This is a genomic window from Segetibacter aerophilus (assembly GCF_007991655.1).
Taxonomy (GTDB): domain Bacteria; phylum Bacteroidota; class Bacteroidia; order Chitinophagales; family Chitinophagaceae; genus Segetibacter; species Segetibacter aerophilus.
In genome coordinates this window covers 1-25,935 of the sequence record NZ_BJYT01000040.1, presented here as the reverse complement: position 1 = coordinate 25,935, position 25,935 = coordinate 1, and the positions used below count along the sequence as shown (strand labels likewise).

Sequence of the window (25,935 nt, the reverse complement as noted above, 5' to 3'; positions counted from 1 at the left end):
CCCTCTTGCAGTGCATGCACAGCCCAGCCCCGGAGGCGACCCGGATGTTCCCATTGACGGAGGCCTCTCTATATTGCTGGCAGCAGGAGTAGGTTACGTAGCAAAAAAAGGATATGAAAAGAGAAAGAAAAATGCAGAAGAGAAAAAACATTAGGGTCAGTACTACACCATCATTAAAAAAAGGTAGGAAAAGATTTCCTACCTTTTTTTGTCCCTATGTCAAACGACTTATCTGATATGTGCATCACATCAAATCTTCGATAATCTTTTTCGAAGACTCAAAGCCAAGGTGATGGTATCCTCTAATACCAAGGCGTTGTGCGGCATCGACCAGATAAATGCGATCGTCAAAATAAATACATTCGTTAGGGGCGGCTTGAACAACTCCTAAAGCCAAACGAAAAATTCCAGGGTCTGGCTTACGCATCCCTACCTCGCAGGAAGAAATAAAAGCATCGAAGCAGTTGTGTAACTGAAACTTCTTCACCCTATAATCATTCAACTCCTTTCCTTCATTATTTATAGAAACAATTTTTAAATTACTGTTGTTCTTTTTTAATTCGATCAGCCAGCTAAGCATACCCGTCAATTCAACGGAGCGTGAAAACATAAACGCTTTAAAATCTTCTCGTGTAAAAACACGTGTTTTATCAAAGACAACAATATCCAAATATTCATCCAATGTAATTCTTCCGATTTCGTAAACGTTGAAAATGAAGTTGTGTTTGGCTTCCATTTCCATGAAATCAATCCCAAACTCTGCTGCTGCTTTTTGTCGCGAGTCATGTCCCCAACCATTTGTTAACAGCACGCCGCCAACATCAAGAAACATAATTTTGAAAGGATTTTTACCCATAGTGTTAGATATAATTGGTGTTGATTTATTTGGAAAATGTGTTCGTCAAATAGAATATTTAGCGGCTTTACGAAATAACTCCCTAAATGGTCTAAACCAGGTTAGCCGCTCAGCGTAATCTGTCATCGCTTACTTTTGATGTAACCTTTTAAACTCACTCAACCGTACACTGATCTTGCCCACGAGCACGAAGTTAACAGTTTTAAATATGCAGACATTTAGATATATAATTAAGTCGTTGGTGTTTTTCGTCGTTCAATTTTTATTTTTAAAACAAGGTTTTGCTCAAACTGATAAGAAGCTAGCAGTTAAACTGCAGGAACTCGTTGGTAGTTTTAATGGCCGTGCAGGTATCTATGTTCAAAACCTTAAAACCGGTAAGACGGTCGCCATTAATGCCGATACATTATTTCCTACAGCTAGTATGATTAAAGTTAGTATTCAATGCGGTCTGATGGACAAGATTGAAAAGGGTGAACTGCAATACAATCAGAAGTTAGTTTATAAAGACTCTCTTTTATATCCTGGTGAAGATATTTTAGGTTCTTTTAAAGATGGAGATACAATTCAACTAAGTAAAGTCGCATTATTGATGATCACTATGAGTGATAACACTGCAAGTCTCTGGCTGCAGAAGTTGGTAGGGGGAGAATACATCAACAATTGGTTGCAGCAAAATGGGTTCGTGAACACCAGGGTAAATTCAAGGGTTGCAGGTAGGGAAGCAATGAGAAAAACTTTTGGATGGGGAGTTACAACTCCCAGGGAAATGTGCCAGCTTTTTACAATGATTGAGGAAGGCAAAGCAGTGAGCAAAGCGGCAAGCGAAAGAATGTCGCGAAATCTTGCGCGGATCTATTGGGATGAAAGTGCCTTATCACAAATACCGCCTCATATTCGTTCCACATCCAAGCAGGGTGCCGTTGATGACTCGCGTTCTGAAACTGTCTTTGTAAATGCACCCCATGGTAATTATGTTTTTAGCATCATTACCAAAAATTTAAAAGATCAAAGTTGGAAGCCCGGCAACGAAGCTTGGACACTAATAAGAAAAGTATCTGCTTTGTTATGGAATTATTACGAGCCTGAAAGTAAATGGCAACCACCAATGGGGATTGAGAAATATATGCTGAATGAATAAAAAACTCTAAGCTACTATAAGCTTATTACGGAAACTTTGATTGTAACTTATTTTATGTCTATCTGGTTCTGCTTATCGATCACTATCACTGGCTTTTCTTTCAAAAGCTCTACTTTGCCTGTTACACACACACCTCTTTCTTTCAAATCTTTCTCGGGTTTGTAATCAAAAAACTTCCTTTTTTCGCCCCAAATAATAAAGGTGAGTGTGGCGTTAGGATTATGGGAAGAAGTAAATAAATAAGTTGGACTGCCTTTAGCATTCTCCTCGAAATTAGTATCAAAAATTTTCGTGCAAACCTTTACCGTATCACCTATGTTGTCTTTTGCTTCTTCAACTTTTATTTCTTTTTGAGAATAAGCTGAAATTGAAAACGATAAAGCACATAGACCAATCAATAGAGTTTTCATATGTCGTATTTGATGCATTTCGGAGAGTTGATGTAAGTTAATATTTTTACCTATCGCTAAATTTATTGTCAAGAACATTGTTATTGAATAGCGTTCTTTTCTCTTCTCTAGCCCTTTTATATCTCAGCTTCTGATCGTTTCTAATATTGTTTACCTTGTTAAAGAATGTTTAACATTACTGTGTTAGCGGCGATTTTAAACGTGCTTTGGTTAAAGAACTTCTACTTTTATTGATTTTCAACTATTTGCAAGCGTTTTCTTTATTCTAGTAGAAGGCATTCATAGTGTTATTACACAAATTATTCCTTCCTTACATTGATGGTAGTTCTCGCAAAAATCTTATGTTTTATAATTGTTGGATATTTGGAAATTAGGAGTACGATTTTTGAGAACAATTGCGAAACTAAAAAAGCCTGTTATTTGAAATATACTTTTTACACTACCGGCGTTTATTGTTTAATATTTCAAATCATTTAAATGAAATTGCTTTTTTCAGTAATCCTAACTTTCATTGCCGTTATAGCAATTGGTCAGCCACTCCGACTTCATTTGTTAGGCGGGTTTTCTAACTACAACGGGGACCTTCAGCCAAAAAGAATTACGCTTCAACAAGCGAAGGGAGCCATTGGAGCGGGATTAACCTATGATATTACTGATCACTTCGTGGGACGGATTGACGGAATTATCGCTTCTGTTGGTGCTGATGATAAGCGTAGTAAAAAACCAGATTTGCTAGCAAGGAATCTAAATTTCACGAGTCGTATTTACGAGCTGTCCTTGTTGGGAGAGTACAATCTTTTTAGTCTTAATGACCATAAATTTACCCCTTATGCTTTTGGTGGAATCGGAATTTTTCATTTCAGCCCCTATACTTTCGATGCTGTAGGAAACAAGGTCTTCTTGGCACCCTTAAGTACAGAGGGTCAAGGTTTTTTTCCTGGTAAAAAGGATTATAAAAGAACCGATCTCACTGTTCCTATTGGAGGTGGAGTAAAGTACGCTTTGTCCGATGACCTACATGTAGGTTTTGAGTTAGGACTAAGAGTATTAAGAACTGATTATTTGGATGACGTGAGCAATGTTTATATCGACAGGAATACGTTGTTAAATGAAAGGGGACAGACAGCAGTAGATTTTGCTTTTAGGGGCGATGAGTTAAAAGATAATCCTACGCCTTATCCGGAATTTGGGGCAAAACGAGGTAATCATAAAGTAAACGACTTCTATTACTTTGGTTTGTTTAGACTTGATTTTAGAATCAATTCATCAAGCTCAGGAGGTGGAGGACGAAGAGGGTTAAACTGCCCGCCTAAGTTTTAAAAACAGATAAGCTCCTATCGGGGCTTTTTTTCTACATCAGTAATAAAGGCGGAGAATATATTACCCAGGCAAGAAATTTAAAAGTACCTACATAGTTACTTCCGGGCATCTGTTGATCCACCTTAAATACAACGAGAAATCTTAGAAGAAATACGGAAGGAAGGAGAAGCGGGATAAAAGATGAAAGATTGTATGGAAAAGGTCTTAAAAAAAGTAAGAGGCTCAAAGAATTGAGCCTCCTTTTCAACCCTAAACCCTTAAAAAACATGAATAATATTTACAAAATCATGCCAGTTTCTACTGCTCTGCTAACTTCATAGAAAAAAATGAAAAAGTATATAGCAGCAGTCTTTTCACTTTTATCATTGAATTCATTTTTATCCTGTAAAAACCACAACTCTTTGAAAACTGCTCCAAATAACAAAAGCTTGCTTTGGGAAATATCTGGTAACGACTTGCCCAAACCATCTTATTTTTTTGGAACAATGCACCTGATGTGTGCAGAAGATGCCGAATTAACTGAAACAATAAAATCACTTATAAAAAACGTTGATCAAGTTTATCTCGAGGTTGATTTGGATAATGCATCAGAACTCCTGGCAGGCATCTTAGAGTTGAGAAGTAAAAACGGGCAAACGCTACATTCGTCTCTTAGTTTAAATGATTATAACAGGATAAAAGATTTCTTCGAAAAGTTTCAGCCTTCCATCCCTTTTTCTGTTTTAGAGCTGCAACCTCCGTTGATGATCTCCGCCAGCTTGTTTGAACTCTTGTTGCCATGTGAAAGAAAGAATGGATTAGAGATTAAAATTATTGACGAAGCATACAGAGAAAAGAAAGAAACAAAAGGGCTGGAGACAGTTGCTTTTCAAAGCAGCATTTTTGATAGTATTCCTTACGAAGACCAGGCGAGGGATCTTGTAAAGTCAATTGACAGTTTGGAAAAAAACCGAAAGGCAATGTATGAAATGCTTCGGGTGTATAAAGAGCAGGATATTGAGAAACTATATACTTTAAGTGTTAGTGAAGAAAATAGCATTGGCAATTATATGGACTTGCTTCTATTTAAAAGGAACTATAATTGGGTTGATAGGTTTCCCGCAATTGCAAAAGAGAAGTCAACATTATTTGCTGTTGGCGCAGGACATCTGGGTGGACAAAAAGGAGTGTTGCAATTATTAAGAGCGGCAGGTTATTCAGTAAGGCCACTTGCAAATAAAAAGTGACCTCCGTTGACAGGAGATTTCAAAACTGATCAAAGAAAATTTGTGGATATTGGCATTAAACAACAAGGGTTATTTAGAAGAACTTATCCTCGTTTAATAACCCTTGTTAAAAGATGCAAACTAATTTAACTGAGGATCCACTTCTAGCTCAGTGCCTACTTCGCTGTAATTTTTTATAACGTTATATAAAGTATCCCTTTCTACAGGTTCTCTTTTCACCTGTTTAATAAGCGTAACCAACTCTTTCGTACTCATTGTCGGCGTCTGCTCTTCGCTGCCTGCCATAGAATAGATTTTAGTAGAATCGTCAATTGTACCATCAATATCATTTACCCCGAACGACAATGCGAGTTGTGCATTTTGTCGTCCAAGCATAGGCCAGTAGGCTTTTAAATGAGGGAAGTTGTCCATGTACAAGCGTGCAATTGCATACATCCTCATGTCTTCGACAATGCTGCTTTCCGCGACGTTGCTCATAGCGTTATCGCGGTTCCTAAATTTTAGGGGGATAAATGTATTGAAACCATGTGTTTCATCCTGTAACTGCCGCAGTCTCTCCATATGATCGACCCTATGCCAGAACTTCTCAATATGGCCGTAAAGCATGGTCGCGTTACTTTGAATTCCCATTAAATGTGCTGCCTTATGTATACGAAGCCACCCCTCTGCATCCACTTTGTCGTCGCATATTTGTGACCTGATTTCAGGATGAAAGATTTCTGCACCACCACCTGGCAAAGATTGCAAGCCTGCTTCCTTCATTCTGCTTAGCCCTTCTTCGGTAGTCACTTTCGCTTTTCTAAACATGTAATCTAACTCCACAGGGGTGAAACCTTTTACATGTAAATCAGGGCGATGATTTTTTATTTCACGTATAACATTCGTAAAAAATGAAAGGTCCATTTTTGGATGAACGCCACCAACAATGTGTACTTCTGTTACTGGCTGCCCGTCATACTTTTTTACGATGTTAAGCATGTCATTTACGCCTAATTCCCAACCTTCTTCCCGATGGGCATAAAGCCTCGAGTACGAACAGAAGTTACAGGAGAAGACGCAGATGTTAGTAGGCTCGATATGAAAGTTACGATTGAAGTAAGTTTTGTTTCCGTGCAGATCTTCTCTTACCCAGTTTGCAAGAGCACCAACATAAGAGAGCGATGCTTGCTCAAATAACAATACGCCATCATCAAAAGTTATTCTTTGCTTATTTAAAATCTTTTCACCAATATTTTTCAGGTCTTTATTTTCTTCTGAGGAAATAAGATGTTCAATAGGAGAGTGACTAGCCAACATTTGAAACAATATTAAGGCACAAATTTACACCATTAATAATAGTGGATATCACAAAGCGCAACGGTAAAATTTGTAAGGCAAAGGTTTAAGCCTTTAATTATAAGTTTTAAGTTATCGACAACAAATATCATTTTAAAACATTTTGCTGCAACAGCAAATTCACTCAAAAAAGCTTCAAACCTTAAAGTGTGGCTTGTTGCTATTTCTTATCTTCCAGTTTTAAATAATCCTGCATGAGTATTAAGTTGCGCCTCATATTTATGAGTTTTCTACAGTTCTTTATATGGGGCTCTTGGTTGATAACAATTGGCGCATATTGGTTTCAAACCAAACAATGGTCGGGCGCACAGTTCGGCGCTATCTTTTCGACGATGGGCATTGCAGCTATATTTATGCCTTCCATTATGGGCATCGTTGCCGACAAGTGGGTTAATGCAGAAAAATTATATGGCTTACTTCATATCCTTGGTGGAGTTGTGCTTTTTACCGTACCTATGGTTAATGACCCTGGAACCATGTTTTGGGTCATGCTTTTAAACATGATGTTTTATATGCCTACCCTTGCGTTATCAATTGCAGTTGCCTACTCGGTCTTGAAGAGCAGGGGAGGAGATGTTGTAAAAGATTATCCACCTGTAAGAGTATGGGGAACCGTTGGATTTATAGTTGCACTTTGGGTAGTTAGCCTGCTTCATATAGAAACTTCTGCGAGCCAGTTTTATGTCGCTTCTGCCGCTTCATTCGTACTTGGTTTGTATTCTTTCACATTACCAAAATGTCCGCCGCAATTAGGAAAGCATGAAAACAAAACTTTGTTTGATGCTTTAGGGCTGCATTCTTTTAAGCTATTTAGAAATTCCAAAATGGCGATCTTCTTTTTGTTTGCCATGTTACTGGGAGCAGCGCTTCAGTTGACTAATGCTTATGGAGATACTTTCTTGCATGACTTTGCTACTGTAGATGTTTATAAAGAAACTATAGCCGTCAAATATCCTGCAATCATAATGTCAATCTCCCAGATCTCTGAAACGCTGTTCATTCTGGCCATTCCTTTTTTCCTAAGAAGATTTGGGATCAAGCAAGTAATGTTTTTTAGTATGATTGCCTGGGTTCTAAGGTTTGGCCTTTTTGCATATGGAAATCCGGGAGATGGATTATGGATGATTATTTTATCGTGTATAGTCTATGGGATGGCGTTTGACTTTTTCAATATTTCAGGTTCTTTATTCGTCGAAACTCAAACAGATCCTGCTATTAGGGCCAGCGCACAAGGTTTGTTTATGATGATGACGAATGGATTTGGAGCAGTGCTCGGTAGTTCTTTAAGCGGGATTATTATTCAGAAGTATTTTACAAACCCAGATAACACTAAAGAATGGCACAGCATCTGGATTTGTTTTGCCCTATACGCTTTAGTAATTGCCATATTATTTATTGTGCTATTTAAGCACAAGCATAATCCAAGCGAGATAAAGACAGCTCATCCCGAACCGCTGCTTACAGTAGAATAGCATGTTCATATACTTATAGTTTATGCCATCCTTCAGGTATTAAATCCCTCGTATTTAACCGGGTATTATTAAACCACCGTTTAGGAGCAATAACCATTTTATTTGGATTGGGATTAAGCCATGAGGCCCACCAGCTAAAAGAACTGTTGGCAATGATGTTATGCTTGCACCGACTCATGAGATAGAAGTCTTCGTAGTGATTTTTTGATATGGTGCCTGAAACAAATTTTACAGTCTTCGTAAACTTTAAATTGCTTTTCACCCAATTGATATCATCTGAAAAAATAAAAAAAATAGGGTCTTTTGTGATGGAAGAAATCTTGTCAATTGAGTGTTGATAATAGTCTTTGTCTAAACTGCCATGATATTCTTTAACGGCGTTATTTGTATAATCTCCTCTTCTCACATGGATCGAAACACTATTGATTGAGCTAAATTGTTCTGCAGAGGCTTTTACATTCGCAACCAACTCATGCTTCAATTCGAAATCGTGTCGCACAATATTTTCAATGTGCTTGAAATATTTCTCGCTTTGCCTGTATCCTTTTAAGTAAATATGACTTCCACTATTAAAAAAATTGTTGTCAAACAGCAATTGCTTCTCATTGTAGATAGTTCGCTTATGTGAAGGACTTACTTTCTCCAGGTATTTCTTAAAAACATTTTGCTTTTGAATGTTTTCAATTTCCTCGTACGATGCAATAGCAGGAGGCCGGCTTATATTGTTTAGTTCGTAAGCCCTTAACGTCCCTATTTCTTCATCCGGTTGTCGTAGTTCTGTGAGATCAACCTTTACATCCACCCCATGATGCGTCGCCAGGCTTAAGCCTGCTGCGTATTGAAACAACTGGTTTCCAAGACCGCCTTTCAGCTGGACGATTATCATAACTGCGTTTTGATATAAATGTCACCAAAAGATGTATTGATAAAGCTAGTTGTCTTAACTATGTCAGTAAACTCCTCATAATTCTTCCATTCTTGCAACTCCAAACGCATTGACTCGCCGATGCTGTAATTATAAACGGCTGCAGGTGAAAGTGTATTCAGATAGTTTAAGCATTCTAAATTCTGTTCCTGCATTTCAGGCACGCAGTATTCAATAGACATGAGGGGTATTTTGCTTTTAAGTCCTTTCAGAACTTGCAACTCAAATCCCTCAACGTCTATTTTGCAAAAGCGCGGGTTGCCATATTTTTTAATAAGTGTCTCTAGTGTTAAAACGGGCACCTTAATAGTGCGCTCCCACCTACTAAACTTAAAGCGGTTTTTAGTCCTTTTTGCAAAGTCCTCGCTAAAGGTTGATATAGTGCTGTCATTTGATATTAGCATTTCTAACTCTCCAATGTCTTCGCTTAGCCCTACATTTTCGATCTGTATTTTATTTCCGAAATTAGTTTTTAGAATTTCTACACACGATGGCTGAGGTTCGATCGCAACTACTTTTGCACCACACTCTAGAAATGCTCGCACTCGATTTCCTACATTTGCTCCTACGTCAAACACAAGGTCACCTTCTTTTAGAAATTGCCGGTAAAAATTGATGCGTAAAGGAAGAAGCTTTTCTTCAAGATCTTTTTGATCTTTCTCAAACTTTCTCTGCCGATATCTTTTTAAGGAGGAAAATATTTGATCCTTTATTAGTTGTCTTAATCGTGCCATAGACTATGATTTTTATAGTTAAGAGCACCTTTAGTACAAAAGATAAATTTTTCGAAGAAATGAAGACAATAATCTGTTGGATTAACAGATGAATTATCGCTACTACTTTTTTTCCTCTCCTTGATAATGTTATTAAAAAACTTAATTATGCTTCTGAGCGAATACATGAATCCCATGAGCCAACATTTCATTCGAACTGTCACCTTTTGCCGAAAAGTGTTGAAGCCTCAGTAATAGTAAATGGGTTAGAATTTTATCAAAGAAGGATATTTTTATTCCTGCATATTCTTTTGCCATTCTTTTAATTCTTCTTATTTCCTGTCCTAAATGTTCAAAGTAATTTCCATTCATTCTTAAGTCTAATATTTCGTAGCCGAAGTTTTTTAAATGATGTTCATAAAAAAAACGGTTGAACCCCGAGGCAAAGTGATAGGGCGCAAAGTGAGTTAGGCTGGTAAAAGGTGCTGTAACCAAGAGGTAGCCCCCTGGTTTTAATAAACGATTTAGTTCTTTGAAAGCGGCAACCGGGTCAGGAACATGTTCGAACACTTCCGTGCACATGATAGCATCAAAAGTTGCGTCTGGCCGGGGAATACTCGTTATATCAGAAACAATGTCAAGCTTTGAATTGTCCCAAGTGCCAGTTTGTAGACCTACATCACCCACTCCTTCGTATTTCCCAAAATCCTGCGCGATATAATTTAAGTGTTTACAAAATTTTTTAAATTGACTTTCCCCTGCACCTGCATCTAATATCGTTAAACCGGCAGGTATCCTTTTTAAAGTTTGTTCAATCCAATCAACGCGATTAGACTCGTTTGTTGTCCCAATTTTAAACATAGTAATATAATAGGTTTATACCTTTTTAAACCAAAAACAGCCACAACCATAATTCTGTTCGCCCACCAGTTGAGGGTTTGCATTCGCGATTAAGCCGCCGGCATCCGGGATCAAGGAAAACTCAATTAACTGCAAAGGGGAAAAGTAGTCCAGAATTTGTTCATAACTATAGATTCTGTGTGCGTTAAACTCTATTCTCGATCTTCCTACGGGAGTCGCAAATAAAAGATCTCCACCTGGTTTTACTATCCTTTTTAACTCGGAAATTGCTTTCAAATCGCCTTTCGGATCTAATGGATCTCCATATCTGCCCAGCCCAATATGTTCAACAGTGTGCATACACGAAATAGAAGGCTGAGAGTCTGTCTGAAAAGGTAAAGTATTCAAATCGGCAAATCCAGACTCCCAGTTGGTGAGTTCCAGATTAGCGGGGCGATAATCATAGAATTTGACAGGTATAAATGCTGACACAATAGAACCGAAACTTAATATAGACGAGAAATCAACATGGTAATCAGGTTTTGTTTTCGCTAAAATTCGGGCTGCCCAGGCTGGGTGATAGATGTAGTGATGATCAAAAGGTGTTTGTTTTATCTTGTCGGTAAGGCAGGGATAAATGTTTTTAGAGGAGACAGAAAAGCGATTGTCGTTGTTTTTCCTGAAACGGCGTAGTTCTGAAAGGAACTCAAAGGAACGTGCAATCTTTTTAGGAAAGCGAATAAGAATGTCCTTCGCGAGTTGAACTGTATGATTTTTTAAATACATTACTTGGCCGTGTTTCTGTCAAAAATAAAGGCAAAACAATTCTTTTTTGAAGTTTAGTTTTTGGCCTATAAAGGTTGAAACTAAAAAAGCATGGTATGGAGAGATAAAATAGTTATAGATAAACTTGGTCCGTCTGACGGATAAATCAGAAAATTCTACAAACAAAAAGAGCAGGCAATAATGCCTGCTCTTTTACTTAAAAAAATATATTATAGATGAGACTGTATCTTCTTATCTAAAACTGATTTCGGAACGGCTCCGATTTGTTTGTCAACTACTTTACCGCCTTTTACAAAAAGAATAGCTGGAATAGAAGTAATACCATAGTTAACGCTTAATGTTGGGTTTTGGTCAACATTTACTTTTCCTATGTTTACACGTCCTGTGTATTCTTTTGATAGCTCTTCTACAACAGGTCCGATAGCGCGACAAGGTCCGCACCATTCAGCCCAAAAATCTATTACTGTAAGTTTATCGCTATCTAAAACAGTCGATTGAAAGTTCGCGTCTGTGAATTCTAAAGCCATAAAAAATATTTTAAAAGTTTGATTTAATTTAATTGTAGTTATTACTACTTCTAAGAAGAAACAAATTTACAGCCAATACCGGAAATATGCTTTTTTGACTTTTCCATCTACCTTAATTTGACCTTTTATGGCAGTTTTATGACTGATAAGAACATTCCCAATATTAAAAAGCAGTGAACTTCTCGCATATGGGTAGTAAAAAAAACAGCCGGCATTGCCGGCTGTTTTTTTTACTAGTTAAATTCTAAAATTACTTATCCCACCACAGCTTGTCGGACTGGGAGTTCGCTCCGGGAACATTTTTTCCATTCTTGCTTCTTTCACCGGTAGGGTACGCCAGTCTCCTAATAAAAGTATTAAGAGCGGCATTTTGGGGAAGCGTAAAATCTTTATAAGCATAATCAAAACGGCGGGCATCATTCCATGCTTCGGGGTTAAGATAAGTGGCCACATATTTCTCTTTAAAAATCATTGCCCGAGTTAAGTTAGCGGCCCCAACGGAAGCGGCAGCCAGGTAAGCTGTCCTCTCTGCGCCAAGTGGCACCTGTAGCTTGTCCATGTTTGCGTTAATGCCAGCAAGGTAAGCCGCATAGGCGCGAGTAGGATTGGTTGCTAAGGCAGCCTCAGCCTCAATGAATTTAATTTCAGCATAAGTCACGATTAAGATGGGAGCAACATCACTTGTCCAGGGTGAACTAATAGCGACATAGTTTTCGTCTTTAACAGTATTATTTCCAGGAGGACGATTGCCTGCACCGTTTACGGTACCGATAAACGTTCCCGTAACAGTAGGATCAGTGATCTTTCTAATTCTTGGGTCAAAGACACCATATGTGGTACTGTTTAGCTGGTCAATAAACTGTTCTGATAGCCAGCCGCCTAGTGTAAGGCTTGCGTTGTTTCTTGCTACCTGCGCCCAGGGATTTCTCAACAGGAAGGATGACATTCCTGCGTCATCTGCGTTAGACTTATAGGAGTTATCTACCGCTGCCAGTACTGCTGAAGCATTATAACTGCTTGTCTTACTAACCTTAATCAACAGCCGAGCTTTTAGTGCATAAGCTGTCTGCAGCCATTTTGGCCTCGAGCCCGCGTGAATTAAATCACTTCCTGCAGCAAGTTTTATGGTTGCATCTGTTTTGCTTAATTGAGTGATTGCAGAATCAAGTAAAGCAACACTCGTTTTATATAATTCTTCCTGGGAATCATATTTAGGCGTAAGGGTGTTGAGATTAAACGCATCGGAGAAAGGTGCGTCGCCCCACATATCAGTAACAAGACTGACATGATAAGATAACAAAACATTTGCAACACCGAGGTATTCACTTGATCCCTGTTGGATAGCTAAATTTTTAAGATCTGAGATATCAGCCATTGCAAAATACAAAGCGTCCCAGGTACCAGTATTATCAACTTCCTGGTAAATGTCTGTCGCCGCGGCAGCAGACGGATTGGCCAAGTATTGAACATAATTAGAAGTAATACTTCCTACATTAAAATTATTAATACCTGTCTTGTGAGTAGCAGTACTCAATAATGAAGGCAGGGAGGGAGTGGTGACCTGGTTTGGATTGCTGTTTAGATCGAAGTAATCTTTTTTGCAGCCTTGTAGTCCAACAAAACCGGAGAGAATAAGGAAGAATAAGAATTTATATTTGTTTCGCATATTTGTCTTGTTTAGAAACCAACATTAAGGGTAAATAAAAATGAACGTGCAGCAGGATAGGTGAAACCTGCAGACCCGTCCACATTGCTGCCGGCATCAGCGGAAACAGATTCCGGATCGAGACCAAAGTATTTTGTATGAAGAAATAAATTGTTTCCTGTAACAGATACCGTTGCGTTCTTAATTACATTTTTATGTAACCATCCGTCAGGAAGCGAATAAGCCAAACTTGCTGAGCGCAAACGGATCCATGAAGCATCCTGAACAAATGGTTCAGAGATAGCACGATAGTAATTGCGATAATAACCTTCACCATAATTAACTCCATCAGGTCCTGTGGCCTGCCCCAACCAAACGCGTTTTGTATTAGGTGTTCCGTCAGCCAGTACTCCTTCAAACACTTTAAATTCTCTTCGGTCTGCTGTGTAATCAGCAATACCGAAAGCTGCATAAAAGTTCTCAAGGCGATTGAATTTTTCAAATCCCCAACGAGCGTCGATTAATGTAGAGAGGGTTAGATTTTTATAGGAAAAACTATTAGTCAATCCACCTATCCAGTCAGGCTGAGAATTACCTAAAAGTTTCTGGCTTGAAACAGGAGCTAAAAGCGGGAAGCCGTTTGCACCAATAACCATTGGTTTCGATTTATCCGTTCTTATAGGGTCTTCCTTTCCTGATCCATAATAACGAACGAAGTGCGTACCGTAAATATTTCCATAAGCTTCGCCGGGAATAAGCTTCATAGTTACGGGCGAATTCAGATAACCCCCACTTGCTCCACCGTAAGGAATTTCAGTAAGTCCTTCACGAATGCTAAGAACCTTATTTCTGTTAGCTGAAAAATTCAAACTGGCATCCCATGAGAAATTAGAAGTTTTTACCGGAGTACCACGAAGTATAAGTTCTACACCTTTGTTACGCATACTACCCGAATTAACAGCGGCTCGCACATAACCTGTGGCAGAAGAAACGTTCACGTTTATAATCTGGTCTTTACTAATAGAGTGGTAATAAGTCGCATCAAAACTTAAGCGGTTATTGAAGAAACTCATTTCCAAGCCACCTTCTATTGTATTGGTAAACTCGGGACGCAGGTTAGGATCACCTAAGTTAGATCCTCTTGTAAAGCCGGTAGTTCCGGCAGGTAGGCTGGTATAAGCACCATACCCTGTTGAAGTACTATAAGGCAAGGCGTCTTTACCAATCTTAGCATAAGACACTCTCGCTTTAGCACTACTAATGTATTTAGGCAGATTGATATGTTCCGACACCAAATAGCTTAAGCTGACAGAAGGGTAGAAGAAAGAATTGTTTGGCTTACGGAGCGAAGAAGTAATATCGTTTCTTCCTGTGACTGATAAGAAAAGATAGCTTTTGTAATCAAAGGTTGCTTCTCCGAAAATACCCATTAACCTGTATTGACTTGAGTTATCATTTGCTTGCAGCACTGCAGCATTTCTTAGGTTAAACCAATCAAACACATTTAGCTTAGAACCAAGTACCCCTCTCGATGTTGTCTTTCTATCCAATAACTCATGTCCAAGACGTAAAGTTGATGAAATGTCTTTACTTAGTTTTGAAGAAATTGTCGCAATAAAGGTTGAATTGATCGCTCTAAAATTTGTATTGTATTCCCCTACAAAGCCTTCTTCGTTGTCGTACGTTCTCTCCCCTGTAATACCACGTAGTCCGGGAGCGGTACGAAAGCGATTTTCAGAATAGGTATCACCGCCAACACGATAGTTGAAGTTAAGCCAGGAGAAAGGGGTGTAGGCAAGAGCAATACCACCCACAAAACGGTTTACATTATCTTTTAAACGATTGGTAGCAGCTCCATAAATAGGATTGTTAGTTCCGCGCCAAAGTTGAGTGCCGTCAGGATTAAGGTAATCCTTCACATCCCAGCGGCCGGAAAAGTAAGTAAGGCTTTCACCAAACCTGTCAGCATCATAACGATCGCCTCCTGAGTTAGTGAAGTTCATATTGATGGAAGACTTAAGCTTTGAGCTAATTCTTACATCAGTATTCAACCTGCCCGAAATGTTTTTATAATTGGTAAAAGGCAACATGCCCTTTTGATCAAAATAGGAGAGTGAAGAAAAGAATTTAACTGCCTCAGAACCGCCAGACATATTGATAGAATTGCGTGCTTGTGTCCCAGTATTATAAGCACGTTTATAGTTGTCAAACAACTGGTCAGGGTGAGTTGGGTCGATCACTTTCGCCTCAGCGATTGTTGGTCCCCAGGCCGGACCAAGGCCGATTGGAGTGTACACTCCTAAAATTCCGGCCGTGTAGGTTTGCTGTATTTTAGGTGTTTTATTAATATTATCGAAACCGTACGTACTACTAAAATTTACTCTTACACCGGTACCTTTTCCTTTCTTAGTCGTAATTACCACAACTCCGTTTGCACCACGTAAGCCATATAAAGCTGTAGCCGCTCCGCCTTTAAGTACATTAATTGTCTCAATATCCTCTGGATTGATATCAGATGCACGGTTTCCTACGGTGCGAACATTGTATCCGGAGCCTGCGCCCAGAGTTGAAGTAGAGTTGTCGAGTATTATTCCGTCGATTACAAAAAGAGGTTCATTCGACTGAGTTACATCTATAGAATTAATACCTCTGATGCGAATGCTTGCTCCTTGACCGGGTCCGCCACCTACACTTGAAATGGTAACGCCTGCTACTTTTCCCTGCAATGCATTTACCAGGTTTGCCTGGTGGTTGCGCGAAAGATCTGCTGCCTTTACTTCCTGCGTAGCATAACCTAACGCTTTCTTTTCTCTCGAAATACCTAAAGCTGTCACCACAACTTCCTCAAGCATGCCTGAAGGCGTAAGTGAAACGTTGTAGTTCGATTCGCCGCCAACCTTAACTTCATATGAATTGAAACCTGTTGACGAGATAACAAGGGTTGGATTGTTGCCAGTTACACTAATTGAAAAGGCGCCTTGCTCGTTAGCTGAAACGCCATTTTGTGTTCCTTTTTGAAGAACTGTTGCTGATGATACAGGCTCTCCGTTTTGGTTAGTGATAACTCCCGTGATTTGCCGGGTTTGCGCGAAGATCAGTGAAGGAAGAAAAATAAATAATAGTAAAAACCCTTTGAGCTTTCTTTTTCTCATGTGTATAAAATTTACAGTTGGAATGGGGAAATTAAATAAAAATGTAGCTATGGCGTGCAACGCTTTTTATTGACATCGTATAAATCAAAAATGCTGCTCAGAAGGTTTAAAGCTTAAAGTGCAATGGGGAGATGACTCAGGGCACCAAATTCATATTCTTCATCACTTATTAAAACTCATATCCTTATCGAAATCCTATCATTGTTGGTCATGCAACTACAATCCTAATGTGTTTGCATTTCTTGTTTTTAGTTTCTACTTTCTCTCTATTAAACCATTAAAAATCAAAACAATGAAAAAGATATTGTTTACTTTTTGTAGCTCAATGATACTGCTGACTGCTTGTAACACAGGAACTAAAAATGGCGCTCCCGATTCTGATAGTGCCGCAAATGTTTCTACACCTGGTACCAGCTCAGACGAAGGCAAGGAAGAAAGGAACAAACAGGTAGCGATGGACGCTACTAAAGCCGTGATAAATAATAATCCCGACGAAGCTTTTAAAAATATGGCTTCTGATGCAATAGATTATAATGATGGAAGTGGTCCCGCAACGAAAGGGCTAGACTCAATTAGAGCAGGCATGAAGATGTGGATGAGTAATGTGCAGGACTATAAGGGAGATAATCTTGAAGCGTTAGCAGATGGAAATAAGGTTATGATCTATGGAGATTGGAGCGGAAAATTTAAAGGCGATTTTATGGGAATGAAAACTGCCGGAAAAAGCTTCAAAGTAAAAGATGTTGATATTTTTACTTTCAACGACGAGGGTAAAATTAAAGAACATAGGTCGGTACAATCGATGTCGACATTATTTGCTCCCGCGGGACCTGGAAAATAATTTAATTAAAAAAGAATATAAGCTACCTGCTATTGTAGGTGGCTTTTTTATTTAATTAGTCTTTTTTACCAAACTTAAATTTGTTCCAAAAGCTTTTGCCATCATCTTTATTCTTTTCTCTCTCTTTCTTACGTTCCGCACGCGCTTTCTGCCGTTCTCTTTTTTTCTTCATTGTCTTTCTGTCCCAGGTAAAGCTATTCGTCACGGGGAAATAATACCGTAACGACATGTAAAGCGAATTGACCTCTATAGGTACGTCATCGCCTTCAGTCTTGTCTTTCGTAAGAAAATTATAGCCATTGATAAGATGCAAACCCAGGAGTCTAAAACCAATGGACGGTCCGAAACCAAATCGATTACCTTCCTTGAAATTTGTAAAGTAGCTGACGTTCGCTCCGTATGTCAGGTTTATCCTGCCCCTCTTCATCCACATGCCTGCTTTATATCCGATAACATTATTTTCAAAGTTATATTCAAGGTTAGCCGTAGCACCTATGATGTGAGGTTTAAGCAAACTTATTTTTCTCCAATGAGCTTCGCCTCCCAATTCGATTGAATTATACTTGCCCCGTTGCAGGCCTATGATCATACCCGTATTTTTCTTAAACAATTTTCTGCCCTGGAAATCAGTCGAAGTACTATTCGGAAAAGTTTCAGAATTAGGGATAACAGATTCGGTAGGGGAGACGTATGCAACCTGCCCGTTTGCAACAGCCGAACAAAAGAGACAGACAAATAACAATACTTTCATGAAAATTGGTAAAAGCAGGTTTATTTATAAAGGATGGTCAAAACTAAGTAAAAGCGTAGCCGTGTTAAGTAGTATTAACAAGTTCTGTTGTTATGGAAAAATGCATCAAAAACGTTTAAACAATATTGGCTTCTTATTATTCAGCTCGGTGCATTTATAATATTAATTTTACTTTTTTCCATTGCACCTACCTCAAATAAACTAGCCTGGCACCATGAAGATTTTTATTGCTGCATTACTGATTTTGTTTTCTACTCAATTGTTTTCACAAGCATCTACTACCATTTTAAATGCGGGCTCGGAAAAGTACTTTGCGACCGCTACGAAAATCAATGACCTTGTTCATACCAAGTTGGACGTGAAGTTTGACTATTCTAAATCATGGTTGTATGGAAAGGAGTGGGTGACCGTGCATCCTCATTTTTATTCAACGGACTCTTTAGATCTTGATGCTAAAGGAATGCAGATAAACGAAGTGCATTTGGTAAAAGCCGGAAAACTTCTTCCTTTAAAACATACTTATGACGGTCTTACTCTGCATATTAAATTAGACAAAGCTTATAGGGCTAACGAAAACTATACTGTATATATCAGCTACATTTCGAAACCAGACGAATTTAAAGGAAGTACACCAGGCCTTTTTGAAGGGTTGAAGGGATTATACTTTATTAATCCAAAAGGCACAGACAAGAATACTCCACAACAAATTTGGACGCAAGGCGAAACAGAAGGTAACTCCATTTGGTTTCCTACCATTGACAAGCCCAACCAAAAAACAACCAACGAAATTACGCTGACGGTACCCGCTAAGTATGTTACGCTTAGCAACGGCTTACTCATCAGTAAAAAGAACAACGCAGATGGCACACGAACCGATACCTGGAAGATGGACCTTCCGCATGCACCTTACCTGCTGTTTCTTGCGGTCGGCGATTACGCCATCGTTAAAGACAAGTACAAAAACAAGGAAGTAAGTTATTACGTGGAGAAGGAATATGCTGGTGTTGCTGAAAAAATATTTGGATTGACGCCTGAAATGATTGCCTATTATTCAAGGATTACAGGCGTTGATTTTCCGTGGCCGAAGTACGCGCAAATAACAGGAAGGGAATACATTTTTGGTGCTATGGAAAACACTTCTGCTACGTTGCATGGAAGTGATGTGCAGCAAGACACAAGGCAGTTGAAAGACGACAATACATGGGAAGGGGTCATTGCCCACGAATTGTTTCATCAATGGTTTGGTGATTATGTAACCACCGAAAGCTGGAGCAATACGACCGTGAATGAGTCTTTTGCGGACTATGGCGAAACGATGTGGGATGAATATAAGTACGGTAAGGATGCGGGCATAGAACAGAACTATAAAGGAATTGCGGCCTACTTATCGCAACCTGCAAATGCAACTAACAACCTTGTTCGTTTCAGCTACAACTCTGTGATTGAAATGTTCGACCAGGTGAGTTATGAAAAGGGTGGAGCAATATTAAACATGCTTAGAAATTATGTTGGTGATAGTGCTTTTTTCAAATCGATCAATTTGTATTTAACCAACAATAAGTTCAAATCTGCCGAGGCTACCAACCTTCGTCTCGCATTCGAAGAGGTCACAGGAAGAGACTTAAACTGGTTCTGGAATCAGTGGTATTATGGAAGCGGTCATCCTATACTTGATATCAGTTATAATTACAATGCTGAAAAGAAGGTAGCGTCTGTGTTTGTAACTCAAACCCAGCCCGGCAGAACTTTTAAATTGCCCTTTGCAATTGACGTTTACGAAGGGGCGCAAAAGAAGCGCTATAATGTGTGGATGAATAATAAGAGCGACACCTTTTCTTTTGCTTCAGCAGCTCAACCTGATTTGATTAACGTTGATGGAGATAAGATGCTAGTGGCGCAAAAGAAAGACCACAAAACTTTAAAGGAGTTTGTTTACCAGTATACACATGCCGGTAATTATGTTGACCGCCTAGAAGCGATAGACTCAGTTGCTGCTCATCAAAGTGATGCAATGGCCCAAGGCTTTTTACAAACAGCATTAAAGGATAATGCTGAGAGTTTAAGAATACGAACACTTGGCAAGTTAGACATACACGACAATGTAGTTAAGAAAACCTTTGAACCGATTATAAGAAATATTGCCTCAAAAGATCCAAAGTCTTTGGTTCGTGCAAAGGCGATTGAAATGTTAGGGAAATATAAGAAGCCTGAAAACATAGCCACCTTTTATAACGCAACTACCGATTCTTCTTACAGCATTGCAGGGGAAGCTTTGTTTGCCTTGCGTGATGTAGATAGTGTAGCTGCACTGAAACAAGCGGAAAAGCTGAGCGTTCACACTGCAAAAGGTACTCTTAACCAAGCCATCATTAGTACTTTATGTCGTCTGGGTGGTGAAAGTAATTTTGATTTTATCGCCGGCAAATTCGATGCAGCCTCCATCAGTGAGAAAATATCTATGCTTTCAAACCTGGCTGGTTATATCGGAAGATTGCAAAACACAGACAGGGTAAATAAGGCAGTCGACATGATCGTAGACTTCCGTGAAACGTTGCCCGGGTTCTATCATTTGCAACCAATGATAAATAGTGTTTTAAATAGCATAGCTCAGAAAAAGCAGGCAGCAGGTATGGTTGAGCAGTTCAATTATATTAAATCCAAACTAACTACTACCTCAAGCTTCTAGCTGTGGATGAAGTATTACCTGTATCGCGTATTTTGATTCTTATATAGATACGATAGTGGCATAGTTGTTTTATCGTTTGGAGCGGATCTCTTTTATGTATTTTAAAATTGATCTAACGGTTGCTATTATTTTGTCATATTAAAATCAAAAAAATTATGTCACAAACAAATGATTTAAACAATACGTCAGATCTCAATGATAATTTGAGTGATGATATTTCAAGGGGAGCATCAAGGGTAGATAATGCTACCGATAACCTTGCAGGCAATGCAGGAAATGCAGCAAGTAACCTTGGTGACAGGGCCGAAAATGCTACCGATAACCTGGGCGGCAGCATAAGTAGTGGCGCCAATAGTTTCGGCAACAGGGCCGAAAATGCAGCAGATAATTTTAGTGATGGCGTAAGAAATACGTCGAGTAATTTTAGCAATAGTGTAGAGAATTCTGCTGATCGCCTGGGTGACAAGGCAGATCGTGTTGGCGACAAAATGGAAGACAAAGCTGAAGACGTGAAAGACGATGGCAAGAACCTTTGGGAGAAAGTGAAAGACAAAGCTGAAGACTTTGGTGATAGCATTAAGAAAGCTTTTGATTAGAAAGCATCAATAGTTTTTATTCAAAACCCGCAAGCGCGGGTTTTTTTATTAGTTGAAATCATGCAAAACTTCTATGGACAGGACTGATGGGTTTGACATTGATACAACACAGACACCCCGATGTAAAAGCTCATAGAAAAAAAGAACTCTTCAATTATTTAAAAGATACAAGTTGTAACCGAAACCTCTTTTTAAGCGTCTATCAATTATATACACTCCAATCATTTTATGTATTACTTCTTAATGTTGAAACACCTTCTTTTGGTCTAATATTTTAGGCTCAAAAAACAATTGTAAATGAACATTTTATTAAATTGCTTTTCTAACGATCATTCTTAAACCCCCGCTTGCCATAATGAAATTCACCAAATACGTCTCTGTTTCCGCTAAGATGTATTTTTTTTTCATTTCTATTCTCGTATTTCAAAATATTTCCGCTCAGCAAAAAATTGTTTCCGGAAGTGTGCTTGATCCTTTTACCCGCGAGAGAATTCCTTACGCAAGTCTGCAATGGAAGAAAGCAGGGTTTGGTACTGTAACCGATAGTATCGGCAATTTTAAGTTAGCACTTCCCGCCCGCCGGCCTGATACATTACTGGTCACATACGTTGGCTTTGAAACTAAATCCATCCCCGTTAACGCTGTATTAGATTCGTTACATCTCAATATTCAACTAGGCGTTTTAAAAAGTGACAAGGGTGTGGTTGTGAAAACGAAGTCAAAACGAGGCCTTATCTGGTGGCAAAGAATTGTCAGCCACAAACCCAACAACGATCCCTACAAATACGACACATACAAGTACGAACTCTACAACAAAGTCGAGCTCGATCTGAACAATATCAACCGCAATAGTTTCAACAACATTAAACTTTTAAAGCCTTTCGGTTTTATACTTGATAACGTTGATAGTGTCTCTGAGAAAACACCTTTCTTACCCGTCTTTTTTACCGAAACAATCTCTGATTACTATTATACCGAAAGCCCGCATAAGGTGCGTGAAATTATAAAGGCAGCATCTACAAAGGGAATAAAAAATGAAACGGTTTTGCAGTTCATGGGTGGCGCTAATCAAAAGATCAATAGTTACAGCAACTATATTATGATTTTCGGAAAGGAGTTTATTAGTCCTCTAAGTTCCGTTGGCGATAAGTATTACAGGTACCAGGCGGCTGACACCCAAACCATCAATAACCAGCAATACTTCCACCTCTTTTTCTCACCCTTGCAAGCTGGGGAAAACACTTTTGCGGGCGAGTGTCTTATTCATAGCACTACGTGGGCAATTAAAAGGATTTCAATGGATGCCTCTTCTACAGCAAGCATAAACTTCGTAAAGAGATTAAGCATTGTGCAGGAGTTTAAGTTGTACAACGACAGCACATGGATTTTATCAAAGGATAAGTTCGTGGCGGAGATTTCACCACTTAAAAAAGACAAATTATCGTTCATTGGTAGAAAGACAAGTATGTACAATAATACTGTCGTCAATGATCCTTCCATTTATAACGAACTCAAGAAAAACAGCCAGAAGGAAGAAGTAATTATTGATGATAGCGCAAAAGAACGCAGTAACGTTTATTGGGATTCGAAAAGGCTTGAACCCTTGGGGAAAAATGAACTAAAAGTGCTAAAGCTGATAGATACACTCAAAAGTTTTCCATTATTTAAAAAGTATACAAACGCTGCAGAGTTTATAGTAGACGGTCGAAAGAAGTTTGGTAAAATTGAAATAGGGCCGTGGTTTCGTTGGTTTAGTGGTAATCAGCTTGAACAATTCCGGATGCGCTTTGATTTAGCCACTACAGAAAAATTCAGTAAAAATCTTTTAATGCATGGGTACATCGCTTATGGCATGAAAACGGAAACTTTTCATGGGAAGGTTGATGCTAACTATAAAATTCCCGCAAGCAATGGCATCTCCGTTTTTGCATCCTATACCCATGATCTTGATAATGGTAAAGGAAGATACAACGATGAAGATGTATCGATGGACAACATGTTTACACAATTAATTCGCCGACCTAACATCAGGCAGAAGTTTATTCAGGTCGAAGAAGTAAAGGCAGCAATTACTAAAGAGTGGAAGAGTAAATTTTCAACCCAGCTTTCCTTTACGCGAAGTGACTACGAGACTTTTCAACCATTACCGCATCGTTCTTCAGTATCAAAAAATGCAAGCGATATCATCAACGCAGAGTTAGGTTTAAAGTTAAGATATGCGCCGGGTGAAAAGAGCATTACCACGCACCGCAAAACCCATAGGCTAAAAGGTTTTAATCCTGTTTATGAGTTAAAGTACGCGACAGGTTTACAAGGCGTTACCGGAAGTGATTACAGCTACCAGAAATTGGCTGCTTCCATTAGCCAGAAGTTTAGAATACCACGTTGGGGCAACGTAAGCTATTACGCCTACAGTGGAAAAATATTTGGAGGGCCACTTCCATTTATGCTGCTTGAATTACATCCGGGCAACGAAATTTACTACTACAACAGGCAAGCTTTCAACCTGATGAATAGGTTTGAATATTTTAGTGATCAATTTGTAGGAATCAACCTTGAGCACAATTTCGATAAGAAATTATTGAACCTGTTGCCCTTTATGCGCAAAGTAAGTGTGAGGCAGTTTTGGAACGTAAAAGCGGTGCAGGGAACGCTTTCAGATGAAAACAGGAGACTCAATAGGCTGGATTACGAAAATTACCGATTGCGATCTTTAAGAGGTAGGACATATGTCGAATTAGGAACGGGGTTGGAAAATATTTTCAGGTTTTTACGCATTGATTTAGTCTGGCGTTTTGCACCTCCACAAGTAATTCCACCGGGAATGGTAAATCCTGGTCCTAACCCAAATCCGTCTCCTTTCCCCACGCCAATCCCTATGAGTAAATTTGGAATATTTGGTAGTTTTCAGTTCAAACTATAAGGGTACAGCGGCACCTCATTTTCAAAGAAATATTATGTTCAGCAACGCGGGTCTCTCTTGTTTTTAGGACTCGGAGTTTTAAATTCTATCAATTTTCTTTGTACGACAAAAAACAGCCTTTATGCAAATCATACCACTGTTATTAAAAGAAATGGAAGAGGAAGCTGCCATTACAAGAAAGATGCTTCAACGGGTACCGGATGATAAGTTCGACTGGAAACCACACGAAAGGAGTATGGTCATGAGCGCCCTTACTGTTCACATTGCAGAATTGCCGTCATGGGTACAAATGGCGTTAACCAGTAGCGAGCTCGATTTCGCAAAGATGGATTATACTCCAACGCCTGTTAGCAGTTCAGCTGATTTACTCGCGATTTTTGAAAAATCGTACTCGCAGGGAAGAGAGGCTTTAAGCAGTGCTAAAGAAGAAGACTTATTACCTGAATGGACGTTACGCAACGGCGAGCAGGTGTATATGGTCTTTACAAAGTACGAGGTTATCAGGCATTCGTTTGCACAAACAATTCATCACCGCGCGCAGTTGGGTGTGTACCTGCGCTTACTTAATATTCCTATCCCTGGCAGCTATGGTCCAAGCGCGGACGAACAGAGCTTTTAAAATTGCCTGCACAAAAAGCTTTCTTGAACTTTTTTGGTCCCAACATTAGTTAGTAATGCGTCATCGTTGCGACGCATTACTTTCATCTTCACAATAAACCGGTACTTCAGCATTTATTAAAATCACTCTTCAAAACATTCAAAGCCTCAACTACCGGCCTGGTTTGCTGTTCTATTGTAAACTTATCTTTGCGGCTCTCAAAATTTGCAAATGGATAAAAAGAGACGGACAATAGCCATCGATATGGATGGGGTAATAGCAGATACAGTATCGCATTTTATAAAATGGTATGAAAGAGATTACGGGCTTCGGGTTGGGCTCGATGCTTTCGAAGGAAAGCCGGAAGCTGAAGGATTGCCAGGCAACACCGTAAGAAAATATGTAGTCACGCCCGGTTTTTTTCGCTCAGTACCCGTGATGGAAGGAGCTAAAGAAGCTGTTCTTAAGCTCTCCAAAAATTTTGATGTTTACATTGTTTCTGCGGCAATGGAATTTCCTCAATCACTGATTGAGAAGTATGAATGGTTACAAGAGCATTTTCCCTTTATCTCATGGAAGAATATCATTCTCTGCGGCGACAAAAGCATTATTGGAACCGACTACATGATAGATGATCACGTTAGAAACCTCGACACTTTTAAAGGCACCACCCTCATGTTTACCGCAGGACACAACGTAGGAGTTATCCATCATAGAAGAGTAAATAACTGGAAGGAAATTATTGAATTTTTGAAAGAAGAAGTCTAGTTCTTTTTTTGCAAATAGTGTTTGCTTTCTGTCGAAGCTCAAGCCGCTGGGCTTCGTTCTTGCAACGTGACTCCACCCGCTTGTTTCCGAAACTGCTGCGCATGTTTCGGAATGCCATTGCTTCGCTCGGCACCCAACCGGCTGATGTCTCTTATGCAAGAACTGTTGTTAAACTATTTCTTTCTCTCGTTTTGCGAAATTTGTTATCGTGCTTCCATGTTCATGAACTCCCGACCATTAAAAATGAAGGTATTCGAGACGACCTCAGAAAAAAGGCGTTAAGAAAATTACCTGTTCAGGCGTTAAGAAATGAAATGTTGTTATCGAGGTTTGGATGTATTGTTAGCCTGTAAGTCATACTTAGCTCACTTTTTATTCAACCGTTGTAGCTTATTTCATTTTAGCCTGAGCAGGTAATTTTTAG

Annotated in this window: 23 protein-coding genes; 12 read left to right on the top strand and 11 right to left on the bottom strand. The window is 39.1% G+C overall.

Annotated features, from left to right (window positions below):
- Positions 1–10: 10 nt before the first annotated feature.
- On the top strand, positions 11–154 hold the full coding sequence (locus SAE01_RS25245) for a PID-CTERM protein-sorting domain-containing protein (protein ID WP_371860481.1): 144 nt from the start codon (positions 11–13) through the stop codon (positions 152–154).
- Between the two features lie 90 nt (positions 155–244).
- Here SAE01_RS25245 and SAE01_RS23380 read toward each other — a convergent pair whose 3' ends face one another.
- Complete coding sequence (locus SAE01_RS23380) at positions 245–856, bottom strand: HAD family hydrolase (protein ID WP_147206261.1); 612 nt, start codon at positions 854–856, stop codon at positions 245–247.
- Between the two features lie 208 nt (positions 857–1,064).
- Between SAE01_RS23380 and SAE01_RS23375 the strand changes: the two genes are divergently transcribed.
- Entirely contained in the window at positions 1,065–1,997 is a 933-nt protein-coding gene (locus SAE01_RS23375) for a serine hydrolase (RefSeq protein ID WP_147206260.1), read from the top strand.
- 47 nt (positions 1,998–2,044) lie between these two features.
- Here SAE01_RS23375 and SAE01_RS23370 read toward each other — a convergent pair whose 3' ends face one another.
- Positions 2,045–2,407, bottom strand: a complete 363-nt coding sequence (locus SAE01_RS23370) for a hypothetical protein (RefSeq protein WP_147206259.1) — start codon at positions 2,405–2,407, stop codon at positions 2,045–2,047.
- Between the two features lie 477 nt (positions 2,408–2,884).
- Here SAE01_RS23370 and SAE01_RS23365 point away from each other — a divergent pair, with 477 nt between their 5' ends.
- Entirely contained in the window at positions 2,885–3,727 is an 843-nt protein-coding gene (locus SAE01_RS23365) for a DUF6089 family protein (RefSeq protein WP_147206258.1), read from the top strand.
- 326 nt (positions 3,728–4,053) lie between these two features.
- The gene (locus SAE01_RS23360; protein ID WP_147206257.1) at positions 4,054–4,953 is read left to right on the top strand and encodes a TraB/GumN family protein; all 900 of its coding nucleotides are present in this window, start codon (positions 4,054–4,056) and stop codon (positions 4,951–4,953) included.
- 120 nt (positions 4,954–5,073) lie between these two features.
- Here the strand turns inward: SAE01_RS23360 and mqnE are convergent, their stop codons facing one another.
- A complete protein-coding gene (mqnE, locus tag SAE01_RS23355; RefSeq protein WP_147206256.1) occupies positions 5,074–6,249 on the bottom strand; it encodes an aminofutalosine synthase MqnE in 1,176 nt (391 codons plus the stop codon).
- Positions 6,250–6,482: 233 nt separating this feature from the next.
- Here mqnE and SAE01_RS23350 point away from each other — a divergent pair, with 233 nt between their 5' ends.
- Entirely contained in the window at positions 6,483–7,760 is a 1,278-nt protein-coding gene (locus SAE01_RS23350; protein WP_147206255.1) for a nucleoside permease, read from the top strand.
- Positions 7,761–7,773: 13 nt separating this feature from the next.
- Here SAE01_RS23350 and SAE01_RS23345 read toward each other — a convergent pair whose 3' ends face one another.
- From SAE01_RS23345 to SAE01_RS23315, 7 genes are all read right to left on the bottom strand, one after another.
- Entirely contained in the window at positions 7,774–8,646 is an 873-nt protein-coding gene (locus SAE01_RS23345) for an alpha-1,2-fucosyltransferase (RefSeq protein ID WP_147206254.1), read from the bottom strand.
- Positions 8,643–9,419 carry an FkbM family methyltransferase gene (locus tag SAE01_RS23340; protein WP_147206253.1) on the bottom strand — a complete coding sequence of 259 codons (777 nt, stop codon included), beginning with the start codon at positions 9,417–9,419 and terminating at the stop codon, positions 8,643–8,645. Before SAE01_RS23340 ends, SAE01_RS23345 begins: the two co-directional genes overlap by 4 nt.
- Positions 9,420–9,560: 141 nt before the next feature.
- Positions 9,561–10,259 carry a class I SAM-dependent methyltransferase gene (locus SAE01_RS23335; protein ID WP_147206252.1) on the bottom strand — a complete coding sequence of 233 codons (699 nt, stop codon included), beginning with the start codon at positions 10,257–10,259 and terminating at the stop codon, positions 9,561–9,563.
- Positions 10,260–10,274: 15 nt separating this feature from the next.
- Positions 10,275–11,024: a DUF268 domain-containing protein gene (locus tag SAE01_RS23330; protein ID WP_147206251.1), complete on the bottom strand. Its 750-nt coding sequence runs from the start codon at positions 11,022–11,024 to the stop codon at positions 10,275–10,277.
- Between the two features lie 209 nt (positions 11,025–11,233).
- On the bottom strand, positions 11,234–11,551 hold the full coding sequence (gene trxA / locus SAE01_RS23325) for a thioredoxin (protein ID WP_147206250.1): 318 nt from the start codon (positions 11,549–11,551) through the stop codon (positions 11,234–11,236).
- A gap of 250 nt (positions 11,552–11,801) precedes the next feature.
- The gene (locus tag SAE01_RS23320) at positions 11,802–13,217 is read right to left on the bottom strand and encodes a SusD/RagB family nutrient-binding outer membrane lipoprotein (protein ID WP_147206249.1); all 1,416 of its coding nucleotides are present in this window, start codon (positions 13,215–13,217) and stop codon (positions 11,802–11,804) included.
- Between the two features lie 11 nt (positions 13,218–13,228).
- Positions 13,229–16,348 (bottom strand): SusC/RagA family TonB-linked outer membrane protein, encoded by a 3,120-nt coding sequence (locus SAE01_RS23315; RefSeq protein WP_147206248.1) that lies wholly within the window; start codon positions 16,346–16,348, stop codon positions 13,229–13,231.
- A 292-nt stretch (positions 16,349–16,640) separates the two neighbouring features.
- Between SAE01_RS23315 and SAE01_RS23310 the strand changes: the two genes are divergently transcribed.
- Positions 16,641–17,189, top strand: coding sequence for an ester cyclase (locus tag SAE01_RS23310; protein ID WP_147206247.1), 549 nt, complete (start codon positions 16,641–16,643; stop codon positions 17,187–17,189).
- A 55-nt stretch (positions 17,190–17,244) separates the two neighbouring features.
- On the opposite strand, the gene SAE01_RS23305 is transcribed toward SAE01_RS23310, so the two are convergent.
- Positions 17,245–17,940, bottom strand: coding sequence for a hypothetical protein (locus SAE01_RS23305; RefSeq protein WP_147206246.1), 696 nt, complete (start codon positions 17,938–17,940; stop codon positions 17,245–17,247).
- A gap of 214 nt (positions 17,941–18,154) precedes the next feature.
- Between SAE01_RS23305 and SAE01_RS23300 the strand changes: the two genes are divergently transcribed.
- The 6 genes from SAE01_RS23300 to SAE01_RS23275 all read left to right on the top strand — a co-directional run bounded on the left by SAE01_RS23300 (position 18,155) and on the right by SAE01_RS23275 (position 25,864).
- The gene (locus SAE01_RS23300) at positions 18,155–20,626 is read left to right on the top strand and encodes a M1 family aminopeptidase (RefSeq protein WP_147206245.1); all 2,472 of its coding nucleotides are present in this window, start codon (positions 18,155–18,157) and stop codon (positions 20,624–20,626) included.
- A gap of 155 nt (positions 20,627–20,781) precedes the next feature.
- Positions 20,782–21,222, top strand: coding sequence for a hypothetical protein (locus tag SAE01_RS23295; protein WP_147206244.1), 441 nt, complete (start codon positions 20,782–20,784; stop codon positions 21,220–21,222).
- A gap of 355 nt (positions 21,223–21,577) precedes the next feature.
- Complete coding sequence (locus SAE01_RS23290) at positions 21,578–24,145, top strand: DUF5686 and carboxypeptidase-like regulatory domain-containing protein (protein ID WP_147206243.1); 2,568 nt, start codon at positions 21,578–21,580, stop codon at positions 24,143–24,145.
- A 121-nt stretch (positions 24,146–24,266) separates the two neighbouring features.
- Complete coding sequence (locus SAE01_RS23285; RefSeq protein WP_170234258.1) at positions 24,267–24,764, top strand: DinB family protein; 498 nt, start codon at positions 24,267–24,269, stop codon at positions 24,762–24,764.
- 210 nt (positions 24,765–24,974) lie between these two features.
- Positions 24,975–25,511 (top strand): 5' nucleotidase, NT5C type, encoded by a 537-nt coding sequence (locus SAE01_RS23280; protein WP_147206242.1) that lies wholly within the window; start codon positions 24,975–24,977, stop codon positions 25,509–25,511.
- 101 nt (positions 25,512–25,612) lie between these two features.
- Positions 25,613–25,864 carry a hypothetical protein gene (locus SAE01_RS23275; RefSeq protein ID WP_147206241.1) on the top strand — a complete coding sequence of 84 codons (252 nt, stop codon included), beginning with the start codon at positions 25,613–25,615 and terminating at the stop codon, positions 25,862–25,864.
- Positions 25,865–25,935 lie beyond the last annotated feature (71 nt).

What these genes read in the sequence shown, in the direction of transcription:
- SAE01_RS23365 (WP_147206258.1), top strand. Translation starts at nt 2,885, where the DNA reads ATGAAATTGCTTTTTTCAGTAATCCTAACTTTCATTGCCGTTATAGCA.
- SAE01_RS23275 (WP_147206241.1), top strand. Translation starts at nt 25,613, where the DNA reads ATGTTTCGGAATGCCATTGCTTCGCTCGGCACCCAACCGGCTGATGTC.
- SAE01_RS23305 (WP_147206246.1), bottom strand. Translation starts at nt 17,940, where the DNA reads ATGAAAGTATTGTTATTTGTCTGTCTCTTTTGTTCGGCTGTTGCAAAC.
- SAE01_RS23335 (WP_147206252.1), bottom strand. Translation starts at nt 10,259, where the DNA reads ATGTTTAAAATTGGGACAACAAACGAGTCTAATCGCGTTGATTGGATT.
- SAE01_RS23350 (WP_147206255.1), top strand. Translation starts at nt 6,483, where the DNA reads ATGAGTATTAAGTTGCGCCTCATATTTATGAGTTTTCTACAGTTCTTT.
- SAE01_RS23295 (WP_147206244.1), top strand. Translation starts at nt 20,782, where the DNA reads ATGTCACAAACAAATGATTTAAACAATACGTCAGATCTCAATGATAAT.
- SAE01_RS23285 (WP_170234258.1), top strand. Translation starts at nt 24,267, where the DNA reads ATGCAAATCATACCACTGTTATTAAAAGAAATGGAAGAGGAAGCTGCC.
- SAE01_RS23315 (WP_147206248.1), bottom strand. Translation starts at nt 16,348, where the DNA reads ATGAGAAAAAGAAAGCTCAAAGGGTTTTTACTATTATTTATTTTTCTT.
- SAE01_RS23375 (WP_147206260.1), top strand. Translation starts at nt 1,065, where the DNA reads ATGCAGACATTTAGATATATAATTAAGTCGTTGGTGTTTTTCGTCGTT.
- SAE01_RS23310 (WP_147206247.1), top strand. Translation starts at nt 16,641, where the DNA reads ATGAAAAAGATATTGTTTACTTTTTGTAGCTCAATGATACTGCTGACT.
- trxA (WP_147206250.1), bottom strand. Translation starts at nt 11,551, where the DNA reads ATGGCTTTAGAATTCACAGACGCGAACTTTCAATCGACTGTTTTAGAT.
- mqnE (WP_147206256.1), bottom strand. Translation starts at nt 6,249, where the DNA reads ATGTTGGCTAGTCACTCTCCTATTGAACATCTTATTTCCTCAGAAGAA.
- SAE01_RS23330 (WP_147206251.1), bottom strand. Translation starts at nt 11,024, where the DNA reads ATGTATTTAAAAAATCATACAGTTCAACTCGCGAAGGACATTCTTATT.
- SAE01_RS23370 (WP_147206259.1), bottom strand. Translation starts at nt 2,407, where the DNA reads ATGAAAACTCTATTGATTGGTCTATGTGCTTTATCGTTTTCAATTTCA.
- SAE01_RS23280 (WP_147206242.1), top strand. Translation starts at nt 24,975, where the DNA reads ATGGATAAAAAGAGACGGACAATAGCCATCGATATGGATGGGGTAATA.
- SAE01_RS23360 (WP_147206257.1), top strand. Translation starts at nt 4,054, where the DNA reads ATGAAAAAGTATATAGCAGCAGTCTTTTCACTTTTATCATTGAATTCA.
- SAE01_RS23380 (WP_147206261.1), bottom strand. Translation starts at nt 856, where the DNA reads ATGGGTAAAAATCCTTTCAAAATTATGTTTCTTGATGTTGGCGGCGTG.
- SAE01_RS23345 (WP_147206254.1), bottom strand. Translation starts at nt 8,646, where the DNA reads ATGATAATCGTCCAGCTGAAAGGCGGTCTTGGAAACCAGTTGTTTCAA.
- SAE01_RS23320 (WP_147206249.1), bottom strand. Translation starts at nt 13,217, where the DNA reads ATGCGAAACAAATATAAATTCTTATTCTTCCTTATTCTCTCCGGTTTT.
- SAE01_RS23300 (WP_147206245.1), top strand. Translation starts at nt 18,155, where the DNA reads ATGAAGATTTTTATTGCTGCATTACTGATTTTGTTTTCTACTCAATTG.
- SAE01_RS23340 (WP_147206253.1), bottom strand. Translation starts at nt 9,419, where the DNA reads ATGGCACGATTAAGACAACTAATAAAGGATCAAATATTTTCCTCCTTA.
- SAE01_RS23290 (WP_147206243.1), top strand. Translation starts at nt 21,578, where the DNA reads ATGAAATTCACCAAATACGTCTCTGTTTCCGCTAAGATGTATTTTTTT.